At 57.0% G+C, this 14575-nt stretch carries 9 protein-coding genes; 2 read left to right on the top strand and 7 right to left on the bottom strand.

All coding sequences use genetic code 11. The features are described from left to right. Positions 1-56: 56 nt before the first annotated feature. From DC28_RS15630 to fabG, 5 genes are all read right to left on the bottom strand, one after another. Positions 57-500 (bottom strand): DUF3592 domain-containing protein, encoded by a 444-nt coding sequence (locus DC28_RS15630; RefSeq protein ID WP_081942114.1) that lies wholly within the window; start codon positions 498-500, stop codon positions 57-59. 12 nt (positions 501-512) lie between these two features. After that, a complete protein-coding gene (locus DC28_RS09720) occupies positions 513-1073 on the bottom strand; it encodes a DOMON domain-containing protein (protein WP_052078727.1) in 561 nt (186 codons plus the stop codon). Between the two features lie 403 nt (positions 1074-1476). After that, the gene (locus DC28_RS09715) at positions 1477-2784 is read right to left on the bottom strand and encodes a ferredoxin reductase family protein (RefSeq protein WP_037548044.1); all 1308 of its coding nucleotides are present in this window, start codon (positions 2782-2784) and stop codon (positions 1477-1479) included. A 268-nt stretch (positions 2785-3052) separates the two neighbouring features. Continuing rightward, positions 3053-4297, bottom strand: a complete 1245-nt coding sequence (gene fabF, locus DC28_RS09710) for a beta-ketoacyl-ACP synthase II (protein WP_037548043.1) — start codon at positions 4295-4297, stop codon at positions 3053-3055. An 87-nt stretch (positions 4298-4384) separates the two neighbouring features. Then, positions 4385-5128 (bottom strand): 3-oxoacyl-[acyl-carrier-protein] reductase, encoded by a 744-nt coding sequence (gene fabG, locus DC28_RS09705; protein WP_037548042.1) that lies wholly within the window; start codon positions 5126-5128, stop codon positions 4385-4387. A gap of 202 nt (positions 5129-5330) precedes the next feature. On the opposite strand from fabG, the gene DC28_RS09700 reads away from it, so the two are divergent. Continuing rightward, complete coding sequence (locus tag DC28_RS09700) at positions 5331-6596, top strand: hypothetical protein (RefSeq protein WP_156104648.1); 1266 nt, start codon at positions 5331-5333, stop codon at positions 6594-6596. Positions 6597-6615: 19 nt separating this feature from the next. Then, positions 6616-7626 carry a beta-ketoacyl-ACP synthase III gene (locus tag DC28_RS09695; protein WP_037548040.1) on the top strand — a complete coding sequence of 337 codons (1011 nt, stop codon included), beginning with the start codon at positions 6616-6618 and terminating at the stop codon, positions 7624-7626. Positions 7627-7668: 42 nt separating this feature from the next. Here DC28_RS09695 and DC28_RS09690 read toward each other — a convergent pair whose 3' ends face one another. Further along, the gene (locus DC28_RS09690; RefSeq protein WP_037548039.1) at positions 7669-11487 is read right to left on the bottom strand and encodes a UvrD-helicase domain-containing protein; all 3819 of its coding nucleotides are present in this window, start codon (positions 11485-11487) and stop codon (positions 7669-7671) included. Next, positions 11474-14575, bottom strand: a complete 3102-nt coding sequence (locus tag DC28_RS09685) for a PD-(D/E)XK nuclease family protein (RefSeq protein WP_037548038.1) — start codon at positions 14573-14575, stop codon at positions 11474-11476. The genes DC28_RS09690 and DC28_RS09685 overlap by 14 nt, the downstream gene beginning before the upstream one ends.

Genomic DNA, 14575 nt, shown 5'->3' with positions numbered 1-14575 from the left:
TCAGGGCCTTTTTTATTGCAACCTTGCATCCTCGTCGTTTCTCCGGCAGCCTAGCCTCAGTACTTCTTTTTATCAAAGCCACGCTGGGCCACCAAACCGAAGAGAACAAACAATACCCCAGTACCTCCGAAAATAATCGGCAGACCGTAGAGTCCCCAGGTTGTGGCGATCATAGCATCACCGGGATCTTGGGTACGGTACAACACCGGCACCTCCTGCCCCTTTTCATAGGAAACCGAGGTTACCCCGGCAGGGGATTCGAAGCGGTAGGCCCGGCCGTCATTGGCGGAGAATTCCACCGTGGGATAGTAATGAAAGCCTGTGCCATCGTCCATAAACAGTACCTGGTTCTGAACCACCCGCACATCCACCACGAGACCCATGGTCTGCACACTGCTGGATTGAAAAACCAGCTTCTGAACAAGTACTGCCCCCCCGACACCGATAAGCACGATACCGAGAACATAAAAAATTCTTGAGAACAACCGTGATAACGTCAATACAACCTCCTATTAGGGTATAGTAATTCTGAATGAACCCCGCCGGCCATGAACCGTCCGGAAATCATCTCGGTTATTCGGACCGAAGGCCCAAATAACCGGGTAGGTTTTTCCCCGTTCCAAGGCCCTGTCCATGGAATCCCCGGAGTCCAGGGGAATCTGAAACTCGAACCATGTGCGTCCGGCGGCCTCACCCCCTGCCAGGAGGGTAACATCATCACTGCCCCCCCGGGCGGTATCAGGACCATGCATGGTATCCGCAATGCCGTAATCATCACGAATCGTAAGCTCGCCGTCTTTCGCATACCCTATGGTAATGTTTGCGTCTCTCATCCTCCGGGAGGGATTAAATCCCACAGCCAGCCAGCCTGTAGTCGGGGCGCTCATGTACACCTGTAAAGCTTCCCCCTGAACCTTAATGCCAAGGTTATATCCCTGGGAGCTGAAATAGTCGTAACCCTGGGCGGTAATCTCAGCCTGGGAGGCCGCCGCCCCGAGGCCCGTCTGTCCGAAGCTGAGCGATGCCGGTATTAGGCTAAGTGTAAGAATAAACAGTAATCCCTTTCGGTTCATAGCACCATCCTTGTTCCGCCGGTGCCAGAAACCATGCGCCCCCAATGCCTAAGGCATGGCAACACCCATCTTCCTCCACCGGCTTCTTGTATTTCTGACAAAAATAATACGCTTTACCCGGGGGTTCAACCCAAATCTTTATTAAGCACTACCCTTTGTGTTCTGGTACCACTCCGCGGCGGTCGGCCCCGGTCACATGCAGTCCCGGTCACTGATAGCGCTTTTGGTCCCAGATGCGGTGTCGCGGAGGGGAACCGTCACAATCCTTCGCGGATCAGAATCCTTTCATCGTGCGCAAAAGGTTGTAACATTGTACCCCGGGGACACCACCCATGGGTGGACTTATGGGATGCTCCCCTATATCTGGTGTCGTTTACAACCTTTTGCGCACTACGGAATCCTTTTAAAAATCAAAGCGCTCATATAAGAGGTTCTTTTTTTCCACCCCGGCAGCCAAAAGATCAGGAACCAGTTTCTTCATCATCACCGGGGGGCCGCAGAGCATTACACCCCATGAGTCCAAATCGGTAAGCCGGGTGTTTAAAAGTTCAGTGGTCACAAAACCTGAAACCCAGGGATCGGACAAGACCTCATGATTATCTGTAGAATGAGAAAATACATGCAACACGGACAGGGCCCGCATGGAAGATTTATAGCGCACTAACTCATCCTGGAACCCCGCATCCTTCGGTTCTTTGTTTCCCCACACCAGCATGACACGGCGATCAGGATCATGCTCAGCCAAGAAAGCCAGCATACTCAGAAAGGGTGTAATACCGATTCCCCCGGCAATGAACAGCAGCGGGGCGGACAAGGGAAACCTCACATGGCTGAACCAGCCGTAGGGCCCCTCGAGAACCAGCTCATCACCAACAGTGAGATCGGGAATATCCTCTCCGGAGAAATCACCGATAGCCTTCACTGAAAAACGCAGCTCCTCAGAAGATGGAGGGGCACTGATAGTAAAAGGGTGAACCGGGCTCTTTTTGCCGGCCTTTTTAATCTGAACCAGCATAAATTGCCCGGGGAGGAAGTCCTTGCGCTTGCCTGCCGCACGGATACTCACTACATCGTGGGTCTCCCGGTGAACAGATTCCACCAGGTAGGGATCGCGGTTTTTCCGAATCTGGATAACCAACCGATATCCGAGAGAAACCCCGTACAAGCCAGCGCAACCGATCCAGAGGGCCAGAGCCAGAGGCTGGTACCGAATGGTTGTCCCAAGTACCAAACTATGAATGAGCATCAGGGGCACCAAGAAAAAACCGATCCGGTGAATTCTCCGCCACGAATCATAGGAAATCGCAATGGAACCCCGCAGAAGTGCCGGAATGGCTACCAAGAGCAACAGCACCAGGGTGAAACTTCCCAGTAACTTAGGAAGATCGCCGGGAAAATAGAGCATTAAACTTCCGTAGACGCTCAGCTGGAAGATAATATCAAAAACGCCGTGAATGAGGGCGGTAACCAGTACCCCGATTCCCACCAGCCGATGGTAGCCAAGCAGCCGATCCTGACCGAATCCTCGCTCCAGAAGCGGCAGTCGGGAGGCCAGAAACACCTGGAAGGTGAGTAGCACCATGGCAAAAAGTCCCATGAGCCGTTTCCCTTCATAGAGCAGGGAAAAATTCCCCTGGCTATCCAAGAACAGCGACGCAGCCGCCAAGACTAGCAAACCGGCAAGAACCAGGGTAATAATGGATCGCTTCATTCTGCCACCTCCGATGCTGACTAGTATAATAAAAAAAAGCCTAGGCTGCCGGATGACCTGCCTAGGTTTTTACGGTGATTCTAAGGGCCAATTGCATAAGTCTATTGCAAGTGCCATGGACACGGCCTTCACCCCGGGCTTGCTGTTCCACAGTCCCACCATGCCCGGTGCACCCTACAGGGTACTTCGCACATACTATCCGGCCGCCCCCAGAACATCCTGACAGCAGCCGAACTCCCTCCCTCGTGCGTAAAAGCTCGCATGGTTCTTAATCCCGGAACTTCCTCAATAACAGTACACCGTTATGTCCGCCGAAGCCCAAACTGTTGGACATAGCATATTCGATGGGCCCGTGGTATCCCCGGTGAGGGACGTAGTCTAAATCGCAGTCCGGATCGGGATTATCCAGGTTGATGGTGGGCGGGAAAAACTGATCCTCAATGGACTTCGCACAAATGATGGCCTCGATGGCCCCTGCAGCCCCGATGCAATGGCCGGTCATGGATTTGGTTGAACTCACCTTCAGGGAGTAGGCGTGGTCCTGAAAGACCGCCTTTATTGCCTTGGTCTCCACCGGATCGTTGATGGGCGTCGATGTTCCGTGGGCATTGATATAATCCACCTGTTGGGGCGAGACCCCTGCTGTGTTCAGCGCCATCTGCATAGCCTGAATCGCCCCCCTACCCTCGGGATGGGGTGCAGTCAGGTGGTTCGCATCCGTGGTAGCCCCCACACCCACAACCTCGGCGTAGATTCTAGCACCCCGTGCCCTGGCATGTTCCAGCTCCTCCAGAATCAAAATGCCGGATCCTTCTCCCATGACAAACCCGTCACGATCCTTATCAAAGGGTCTGCTGGCCTTTTCCGGGGTATCATTGTACCGGGTAGACAGGGCATGAATGACATTGAAGGATGCAATCCCCAGTGTCGTGATGACGGCCTCTACCCCGCCGGTAATTACCACATCGGTAACCCCGTCTTGTATGGACCGAAGACTATGTCCTATGGCATCCGTACCCGACGCACAGGCGGTAGCAAGGGAGTAACTGGGGCCTTGGGCGTTTAAGGTTATGGCGATATTCCCGGGTCCGATATTCGAAATCAGTTTCGGAATCGTCATAGGAGGAACCCGGCCGGGTCCCTTATCCATCAGGCTCTTGTAGGCGCTTTCCAGGGTTTCAAATCCCCCGAAACCGACACCGAGAATCACTCCAACCTTAATAGGATCCACATCCCCGTCGGTTAATCCCGAATCCCGCCAGGCTTCCAGGGCGCTAACCACTGCATAATGGGAAAAGGCCTCCATCTTCCGGGCCTCGGTCCGATCAAGATAGTTTCGCACATCAAAATTCTTGATCTCCCCAGCAATTTTCGTGGCGTGATTGGTGGTGTCAAACTTCGTAATGGGCCCAATACCGCTCTTCCCGGCCTTAATTGCCTGCCAGAAATCATCGGTGTTATGAGCCAGGGGATTCACCGTGCCCATGCCGGTGATAACAACCCGTCGTGCCATACAGTGCCTCCACAGCAATAAAAAATACCACCCCGGTCCGGGAGGGTTCTTGGCAGTTCCCTCCGGACCGGAATGGCCTCGTAGCTATTACATTCCCAATCCGCCGGTAATCTTTAGCACCTCACCGGTTACATAGCTGGACAGGTCGGAGGCGAGAAAGAGAATCACCTTCGCGACCTCTTCGGGATCTCCCAACCTTCCCAGGGGAATCTGGGAATACAGCGCCCCTTTTTGCTCTTCGTTCAGCTTATCCGTCATGGGCGTAACGATAAATCCGGGAGCAACGGCATTCACCCGTACACCCCGGCTTGCAACCTCCCGGGCAAGACTCTTGGTCAGACCGATGAGGCCTGCCTTGGATGCCGAGTAATTGGTTTGACCGGCGTTTCCAATCACCCCGACGATGGAAGCCACATTAATAATCGAACCGCCCCGCTGTTTGATCATCTGACGGCTCACCGCCCGGCTGCAGTAAAAGGCGCTGGACAGATTCACATCCAGTACCGACTTCCAGTCTTCGGTTTTCATCCGGAATATCAGGGTGTCCCGGGTAATACCGGCGTTATTCACCAGAATATCGATGCTGCCGGCCTCTTTGGCTATCTCATCAAACACCTGGTTTACCCGCTCTTCATCGGCAACATTGGCCTCTTTGAAGAAGGCCTGGGCACCGTGCTCCTGGGCAAGCTTCTGGTACTCCCCGAGGTATTCCCCCTCCTGGAGGTCCAAGTAGTAAATACTTGCGCCCTGGTGCAAAAACGACAGGACGATTTCTCGTCCGATACCCCGTGATCCCCCGGTAACAACCGCGGTTTTTCCTTGTAACATCATGGTAAGCTCCTCTTGGTGGAGATTTTACGGTAACTTTGGCAGCTGGGAGAAAAAAACATTTTCATACCAAGCTGCTTTTTTTTACCCTTCAGACCATACACCCTAAGATTGTCCCGTGGGAAGGCGTATTCCTGAATTTGATTCAATAATTACATTATTTCCGGGTGGATTCAAGCCCCACAACCAGTATATAGTACTGGCCATGGAAAAAACTCCGACACAACCCAAGAGCAATAGCAAATATCGGCTGACGGTCATCGGACTCATCATCTTTGCCGCCCTGGTCTTTATTGATCCCTTCGGATGGTTCACCCCTCCCAGCGTATTCCGACCAGGGGTGAAGCCTGAGAACGCCCAGGAGTATGCCCGGGTAATCCGGACCAGGGGAGAAAACGCCCAGGACTTCCTCATAGATGCATTGCAAACCCATGATGTAGTCTACCTCAGCGAACTCGGCGGCCTGAAAGAGGAACCTCTTTTCCTTGCCCAGACCCTACCCCAGGCGGTGGATCAGGGTGGAGCCGATGTCTTGGGTGTGTATTTTCTCCTCGCCGAGGATCAAGACGCCATCGATGCCCTGCTATCCGCTCCGGAGTTTGACCAGGAGAAGGCCAAGGAGCTTCTTTTTAACCGGCTGCCCCTCTGGGGATACCAAGAATACCTGGAGGTTCTTAAAGCAGGCTGGGTAGTACGCCAGAGGGAGAGCGCCAGGGCCCAATCCTTCCGGATCCTGGGCTTGAACATCCGCCAGAACTACTCAGAAATTTCCTCCGAAGATGACATGAAGGATCCAGCCAAGGTCAGAACGATCCTAGAACCGGGCATACCCGACCTGGCTATGGCCGACACCCTGACAGGGTACCTGGAAGATCATCCGGATTCAACGGTTTTGGCGTACACCACCCGGGAACAGGCCATGCCGGAGGTTGATCTGAGGATGTACACCGAACAGATGGAGGGTCTTGGGTACCCTGACCAGTACCAGTTTGCCCGGATTCTCCACCGCCGGGGATACCGAGATGTGGCGCATATAACCTTCCATTCACCCTGGCCCACCAACAACACCCAGAATCGCAGTCAATATCCCGCCGAAGGCACCGTTGATGCGGCCTTGGACATTCTTCTATCCGATGCCACCATACCTGACCTGCCAGTTGCCGTACCGGTTTCGGGCACCGCCTTTGCAGAGGTAGAAATAACCGATACAATTTATGCGTACGGCTTCGGAGAAGACGAACAGGGAACCCTGTACTTTGGAGATATGGCCGATGCGTTCATCATCCTGCAGAGGCTAAACCGCCTTCATGGTGCAACACCGATTCCTCATTTCGTTACAGCAGAAAATTTTGACCAAGCAAAAGAAACCTTCCCCGGTCCAATAAGCAGCGATATCCGCATAGAGGATTTCCAGACCTTCATTCGGAAATACGCGGAAAACCGGAGTAATATTCTCTCCGACATGAAGTAAGCACGGTAAGGAGCATACAGTGAATGCCTATATTAGAAGTTTAGGCGCATATCTGCCCCGGCGGATAATGACGAACAACGACCTCGCCAAGGTGGTAGACACCTCGGATGAGTGGATTTTCAGCCACACGGGCATCAGAGAACGGCGAATTGCAGAGCCCGAACAAGCCGCCAGCGATCTGGGCGTCCACGCGGCCCGGGCGGCTCTGGAACGCGGAACACTGTTATCCCCGGACGGTCAAGCCATCGACCCCCAGGACATAGACCTGATCCTATTAGCAACCTCGACCCCCGACTATATCGGCCTACCCTCCACGGCCTGCGTTGTTCAGGACCGCCTTGGGATAGAAAAGGCCGGAGCGGTGGACATGGTTGCCGCCTGCTCAGGATTCATTTATGCCTTGGAAACCGCCCGGAATTACGTCGAATCAGGATCGGCTCGGAACGTCCTGGTAATCGGCGCGGAGGTGTACAGTAAAATCGTAAACTGGAAGGACCGGTCCACCTGCGTACTCTTCGGCGACGGGGCAGGCGCCGCCCTGGTCAGCCCCAGCCCCGAGGGCTCGAGCTCCCGGATCATGCGGTCGGTTCTGGGATCCCGGGGAAGCGGGGTGGAGCATCTCCTCCGCAAGGCAGGGGGCACCCGCAAGGCCTTCGTGCCCGGCGAAACCCCGGAAGAGGAGCTGTACCTTTCCATGAATGGGCGGCAGGTCTACATTTTTGCAGTCCAGGCGATCATCGACACCATCAAAGAACTCCTGGAGATTAACGGCCTGACCTTCGACCAGATCGATCACGTAGTCCCCCACCAGGCAAACCGCCGGATTATAGAAGCCAGCTGTAAGCGCACCGGCTGGCCGGAGGAAAAGTTCTTCATGAACATGGACCGCTTCGCCAATACCAGCGCCGCCAGCATTCCCATTGCTCTGGACGAGATGATTTCTAAAGGGATTCTAACGCGCGGCCAAACAGTCCTGACCATAGGATTCGGCTCCGGGCTAACCTACGGGGGCAATCTCCTGGTGTTCTAAGAACCGATCCCCCGGAAGAACAAGATCCGGCCTCCCCGGACCTCAGTCCAGGGGAAACACCTCCCCGCTTCGCAGGGAGATGAGCCGGGCACCCAGGGAGACCGACTCCCCGGGCAGACCCCGGCTCCCTCCCCGGTCCGGATAACCCGGCAGCCGGAGATTACGGGCAGCCTGGGAGTACAGGGCAAGCTGAACCCGGTAATGCTCCGGAACCAGGTGGTGGTCCGTTTTAAAATCCACCACCAACCGCTGATCCGGCAGATCCACCACCAAGTCTATAATCCCCCGGACAAACCCCTTCACCGTGGTTACCCCGCCGGCCCCGGGGTCGGTCGATTGGCCTTGAGATTCCCGGCGGCGGGTAGACCGGTCCTCACCGGTTCCGGGGTCGGCAAAGAGCACTGGAAGCTCCGGGTAGAGATATACTCCGGAGCGTCGTCCCAACCCCTGCCAGAAGGTGCCGTCAAAAAATCTCCGAGCCAGGGTCAACCCCTCCTCCCAGAGCGCTTCTGGATCCCGGGACTGCTGTAATGCCCTGGCAAGGGACCGGGGGATGAGATCCTGCTCGCCGGGGGGTTCGTAGGTGAAGCCCGTCCGCTCAATGAAGGAATCACCCGACATTCCCGGATGTACAAGACGTCCCAAACTATCCACGACAGTCCGTATCCCAACCTCAATGCACCAGTGGCTGAGACTGCCTACAATCTGAGCCCCCTCCCAGGACTGCTGTTCCTCCCGGCGATCCTTGGTGTTACCGGCCCCAAGGCTGCTCGACTGGACGGGGGACGCTTCGGCCCAGGGCGATAGAATGGTGTCCCGGAGATCCTCGGCGTCATCCCCGGGGAAGGAGCTTCGTAGACTCTGCTGAATATCCGTGGTGGTCCGCACTGCCGGGTTTGTTTGCCACCGACGGATGCGGGATGCCAGGGCATTGGAATCACCTTGAGAAACAAACGCCGACAGATCCCGCCGGTACCTCTGCCACTGTTCACGGGTCACCTGATCGATCCGATGGAAGACCAAACCGTCTGAAAACCTATACTGCTGGGGAATTAGGTCCTCCAGCGGGGTCTCGGTATCCTGACGCTTCCAGGGCCATTCATCCCGGGCAAAGTAGGCCCAGGACAGGAGGGCTAAAAAGGTCTTGGGCTGCCGGGGATTCTGGTTGTTTTGATCGCTCCAATACTCTTCCTGGGTAAGACCGGCCTTGTTTTGGCTATTGTGAGTACCGAAGATGAACAGATGGTGCTCCGCACGGGTACAGGCAACGTAGAAGAGCCTGCGCAGTTCGGCGGCATCCTGAAAGGTTTTCTGCCGGGCCAGGGCCTCAATATGGGGATTGCGTTCCGCCTGGCCCTGGGTAAATCCGCCGTTGAGCAGAAGCCGGGGGCGGTTTTCCCCGTCCCTGGTCACAATACCCGCCTGGCTGGCGGCCCGGTCGGACATACTCCCTCCCCCGGTGTTGGTGAGGATGACCACGGGGAATTCCAGGCCTTTGCTGGCATGAACGCTCATGATGGAAACTCCCCTGGCCTGGGGAAGCAGTACCGGCAGCTCGTCGATTTTTTCAAACCTGCCGAGGTTGCTTCGGATATCCTTCAAAATTATCGCCAGGGGTCGGTCCGCCTGGGCCTGGAGATAGGCACGGAAGAAATCAAAGTGCTCCAGGAATACCTGGTTTCCCGGGGAGCTGCAGACTAATCCCTTGTAGCCGCCCTGAATCCAGAGGATGTCCCCGAGGGTGCCGGGTTCCTTGAGGTCTGCGGCTTCCAGAAGGCTGGCGTAGAGTGCCTGGAAGCTCTGCCAGTTGTGCCGGTCGGCCGGTTGGGAGAATTCGGGAATGGCGGCGTGTTGGGTGTCCTGGGAAAGGAGCTGACGGGGCCGGATGTGCTTTTGAGCCCGGACCCATTCCAGGAGTTCATCCAAGCCCTGGTAGGATAGATTCAGAAACGGGCTGCGGGACGCGCCTGCCCAGGCCTCGGTGTCGGTGGGATACACCACCAGCTGAAGCATGGCGTAGAAATCGTGGGCCAGGGCATCCAGAAACAGAGACCGAACCTGCTTAAGCCGGTAGGGAATGCCGTGATACCTGAGCATCCGTTCCAGGTCCATCTGCCGGGAACCGGACTTGTACAGAATACCGATATCCTCGTATCGGACCGGTCGCAGGGTCTGCAAATCCCTGTCCCAAACCGGGGTTTTCTCCTGGATCAGCCGGGTGATCCTTCTGGCGACCGCCAGGGCCTCGGTTTCCCCGGGCGATAGGGGTTCGGCGCTTCCGTCCGAACCGTCACTGGGATCGTCACTGGGATCGTCACTGGAATCCCTACCCGGCCCCGGAAATGATCGATAATCCGGCTGAAGCCAGAACTCCAGCAGCCCAGGCGGCGCCTGATCGGTATCCGGCCGGGATTGGATCGGACGGAACTCTGCCTCAAAGGCCTGGTAGGCCGGGTCCATCATGGGATGGTGGGAAAACACCCGGGAGAACAGGGTATTAAAATACCGGATCAACTGAGGATGGCTGCGGTAGTTTGTACCAAGCATAATCTGGCCGCCGGCGAGCTCCTCCTTCAGCTGTTTGAATACCCGGACATCCGCGCCCCTGAACTGGTAGATGGACTGCTTTTCATCCCCCACAAAAAAGAGGACATCCTGACGGATCTCGTCACCCCGGGGAATGCGGTCCTCGGAAAAGCCGGGCTCAGCAGCCAGGAGAAATAACAGCCTCCGCTGCAGGTCGTTGTTATCCTGGAACTCATCGATCATGATGTAGCGAAACCGCCGGCGGTAAAAATCAGCCAGGTCGGTATCCTCCTGGAGGATGGCGATGGATAGAATAGTGAGGTCTGAGAAGGACAAAATCCCCTGGGCACGCTTCTGGGCCACAATCTCCTGGCGCAGATCCTCCAACAGCCCCGATACATGAATCAGGTCCCCTCTATTTACCAGCACCCGGATGATCCCCGGCAGAGCCTTGTAACTGTCCCAAATCTCACGGTAGACCTTAATACCGGCCGTAAGGCTCTCGGGAAACCCCGTCCGGCGCATCACCGGTTTGGGAACCTCGGGCCAGCTAAAATCCGGTTCAAGACAGTCCCGGAACAATACAGCTCCCTCCCACTGCTCCATCTGACCTAGAAAATCCATGTTCTCCAGGAGATTAGCAGGGGGTTTTTTCGCCTTCGCCGGGTTTTGGGCGATTAGATCCTCGTATCCCTGCTCCAGGAGCTTCCGTGCCTCCCGGGCCTGTTCCGCCATTCTGTCAATGGACCCGATCAACTGGGTTTCCAATGCCTGGAGATCTTCCTCTGCCGCCGCCGGCACCGAGGATACGAGATTCCCGGGTACGGTCAGCTCCATTCCCAGGGGCTGTAAAACCTGGTCGATTACCCCCTGAACACCGAAGGCCTGAACCCACCTATGCATCACCGGATCATCACCGTTATGCAACAGAAACCCCTGCACCGCCTGGTGAACCAGACTCAACAGCCGCCCCTCATCCACGGTAAAACTTGAAGGGATTCCAAAGCGCGGCGCACCGGAACGGACTATCTGGGTACAAAAGCTATCCAGGGTGCTGATCTGCCCCCGTTCGAACTCCAAAAATCCCTTCATCCATGCGGGATGTTCATCCTTCCGCTTGGAGAGCTGGCGATAGATCCGTTCGTACATTTCCTGGCTTGCTTTTCTTGTGAAGGTCAGGGTCAATATTTGATCCACCCCTACCCCTTCCTGGGCAAGGAGGGTTAAAAAGCGCTCGGTCAGCACCGTCGTCTTACCAGCCCCAGCACCGGCTGCACAAACCCCGTTCCGTCGAAGCTGCACCGCTGCCATCTGATCGTCATTAAACCGGCTCATTCTGGTCCCCCTCGTTGCCCGGTACACCCCTGGGCGTGGTACTGGTTCCAGGCGAATTCTGTGCTGGGGCGGGTACGCCGGATCTGCCGGATGTATGACCCGGCCTCGGATCAGCGCCGTACTGCAAACCGAACCGGGTCCGGCAAACGCCCCTGAACCTGCACGCCCCGCAATCACCTTCCCGGCTGGGAGTAAAATCACCCCTATCAATCCGGGTTTGCAAATCACCGAGGCGGGATAGAATGTACGCCTGCAGCACCCCGAGCTCCTTCGGCCCCGCCAGGGGCTGGTTGGCTTTCTTGCCGGTAAAGGGGGATTTTTCATCCTCCAGTACGGGGATGGTGGCCTGACCGTCCCCGGGATACCGGTCGTACACCAGCCGGTAGCGCTTGTCCCCCCGGAAACCCAGGTACACCAGGGCGCAGACATCCTTTATTGCATCCTGATCCCCGTCACTCTTGCTGCGGTAGACCCGGGGGCTCACCACCCCCCTGGGCTGAACCAATTCCTCCGGGGGAGCAACCAGGAGAGCGTACAAGGGCAGCTGCATACTCCCCTCGGATTCCCCGGAGCCGTCTGCATTGCCGAAATTGCCGGATTCATCTGCCCCCGCCGGGGTACCATCCCCTGGGCTACCATCCCCCGGTGAGCCCCCGGGGACGGCATCCTCCAGGAGGCTACCCTTGATCTTTCCCATGGTGTACCCGTTTACGCTGCGCTTATAATCCACCACCACAGCCTGCCCGGTTTTGGGATGAAGCAATACCGCGTCTATCCTACCGGAAAGCCCCAGGGCGAGGCGATCATCGACAATCCCAAGGGAGGTCAGCCGCTTCCACTCAGCCTCGGGTTGGGCAACCCGGAAGCGGTCAAAGCGTAGCACATCCTGGGTAAGCACCTCCTGACAGGTCTGGAGAAATGCCTGCTCCAGCAACCGAGCCAGCCCCGGTGCCATGCCGCCTCTCAGTACCTCCCGGGCCAGGGCCGTTACCTTGGGAAGGTAATGGGATTCTAGTCGCCCAGCATCGATAATGCCGTGATCCTCCCGGCGCAACCAGTCAAAAAACTCCTCAAAGACCTGATGGTAGAGCATGCCTTCGATGCGCGGGCTCTCAACCTCAGCCGCCCAGTCATCCTGATCAACCCCCAGGCCGTATCGAATGAGATATGCCAGGGGACACTGGCCGAAGAGCTCCAGCTGGGCATTGGACACCCAAAACACCCCACCAGCCCCCGCATCAACCCTGTCCTGGGTCAGCCGCCCATGGAGGGTTGCCCTGGGGGCGGGGCTGAGGGGATTCAGGGGGATTTGCATGTGTTTCCACCGCTCCACCCCCCGGTACTCCGGTTCATACACCGTACGATCCATCAGGCTGGTGCTACCCCAGGTTGTGTTGCTAATCCGATCCTGGGCAATGAACATACCCGCCGGAAGCCGGTGGCCCTGGTGATTTTCCCGGGAACAGGTAATCCTGACCCGCCGCCCCGATTGCTGGTAGAGATGCAAAAAATCCTCGGTCAGATTCCTGTACAAGGTACCCTCTACCAGCCGGATCTGGTCCTCCCGAAGAAAATCCAACCCGCCGGTGGTTACCGTTACATCCTCCTGGTTCATATTCATGATACAGTGAAATTCTCCGGGAACCCCCGCGGCCACCCTATAGGGGTACACCGATATGCCCCCCTGATCATCCTGGGGCACGTATACCGCCGTCTCAAGCCGTGCCAGCCAGAACCGGAACGGCCCGGGAACATGCAGGCCTAGCTCCGCCTCCGTCCTGGATAGGTCGTTCAATACCTCCCGGCTCCGTTGAAGGGCGGCCTCCGCAATGGCGCTCCAACCCTGAGAATCAATAAAACCCCGAAGGAACCCCTCCAGATGCTCCTGGACCTTGGCGAAACTCCCCGCGCCGGTAAGCCCTTGGACGGCTCTTCGCAGCCGGTTCAGCCAGTCCTGAATCTCCCGGGGTAGTCCGGATTCAATCTCTTCTGGGGTATACAAGGGTAACCGGCTCACTGCCCAGGACCAGCCCTCAAAATCCGTGAGCCCCAGCCCCGCCTGCACCCCCAGGGCGAGCAATCGGTCACCCAGCTCTGGCCTCAGCCAGGGAATCTGGGCGTGTTTAAGAAGGGCCTGGGTTGCCTCCAGACTACCCTGGGACCACACCCACTGAGCGAGTAGGGTGAATAGCCCGGGACCGGGAAATCCGGAGAGACTCTTCCCCCGCCGGGGCCGCAGCGGCAGCCCGCGGCGCTCAGCCTCCCGCATGACCTCGTCCAGGGCTGATTCATACCCGGCCAAAGACAGAACCATCTCCTCAGGGGCAGTACCGGCCTCCAGAGCCTGCTCAACCCCATCGAGCACCGCGCCAACCTCTTCGGCCAGATTCGGGAAAACCTCCAAGGAGATTCCATCCCCTCCCGGGGAGGGACCCTTGGCTGGGTACTCTTTGTCATCCCAGATCGCAATCCGCGGATGCCCTTCAAGATGGCCCTGATACTCCGCCCAATCCTCCAGAACCTGGGGAAAAACAATCAGATAATCAAATATGCACTCGGGGTTGCGGGTAGAAAGCCACCGGGGTTCGTAGTACTGATGATCAGCCAGAAACTGGGCGTATCGCCGGTAGAGCAGCTGCCAATCAGCCCAGAGCCCCGGGTCGGTGGTTTCACGGATAGCCCGGGCGAGTTCCCGAGATCTATCACCCATCCTCCCTGTGCTGAACAGGAGTCCCAGCCCGGGCACCATCCGCACCAGGGTTTGCACGAACCCCTGGTAATCCTGGGCGTACTCCCGGGGCAGCACCCGGGACAGTTGGGGATTCCGGGCGTTTTCGGCCAGAAAGGACTCGGCAAACAACGACCGGACAAGCATATTCGCCGGTCTCCGGCTCTGATCTCCCCGGAACACCTCTTCCTTGAAATGGTCCCAGGAAACCACCCGGTCCAGCCGCACCGTACCCATGCCAAACCGAGAGATCAGCGCCCTGGCCCAATAATCCACCCCAACCTGGGATGGGAATACCACCACCCCGTTGGGTTTCTCCTCCCAAAAGCTCAGAATCCTCTCGGCCGTTTCACGAATCAC

This window comes from Spirochaeta lutea (assembly GCF_000758165.1).
GTDB lineage: Bacteria > Spirochaetota > Spirochaetia > DSM-27196 > Salinispiraceae > Spirochaeta_D > Spirochaeta_D lutea.
This window is presented reverse-complemented; position numbering and strand designations above follow the sequence as displayed.

Coding starts and splice junctions, on each gene's coding strand:
- DC28_RS09720 (WP_052078727.1), bottom strand. CDS start 1,073: ATGAACCGAAAGGGATTACTGTTTATTCTTACACTTAGCCTAATACCG.
- DC28_RS09715 (WP_037548044.1), bottom strand. CDS start 2,784: ATGAAGCGATCCATTATTACCCTGGTTCTTGCCGGTTTGCTAGTCTTG.
- fabF (WP_037548043.1), bottom strand. CDS start 4,297: ATGGCACGACGGGTTGTTATCACCGGCATGGGCACGGTGAATCCCCTG.
- fabG (WP_037548042.1), bottom strand. CDS start 5,128: ATGATGTTACAAGGAAAAACCGCGGTTGTTACCGGGGGATCACGGGGT.
- DC28_RS09700 (WP_156104648.1), top strand. CDS start 5,331: ATGGAAAAAACTCCGACACAACCCAAGAGCAATAGCAAATATCGGCTG.
- DC28_RS09690 (WP_037548039.1), bottom strand. CDS start 11,487: ATGAGCCGGTTTAATGACGATCAGATGGCAGCGGTGCAGCTTCGACGG.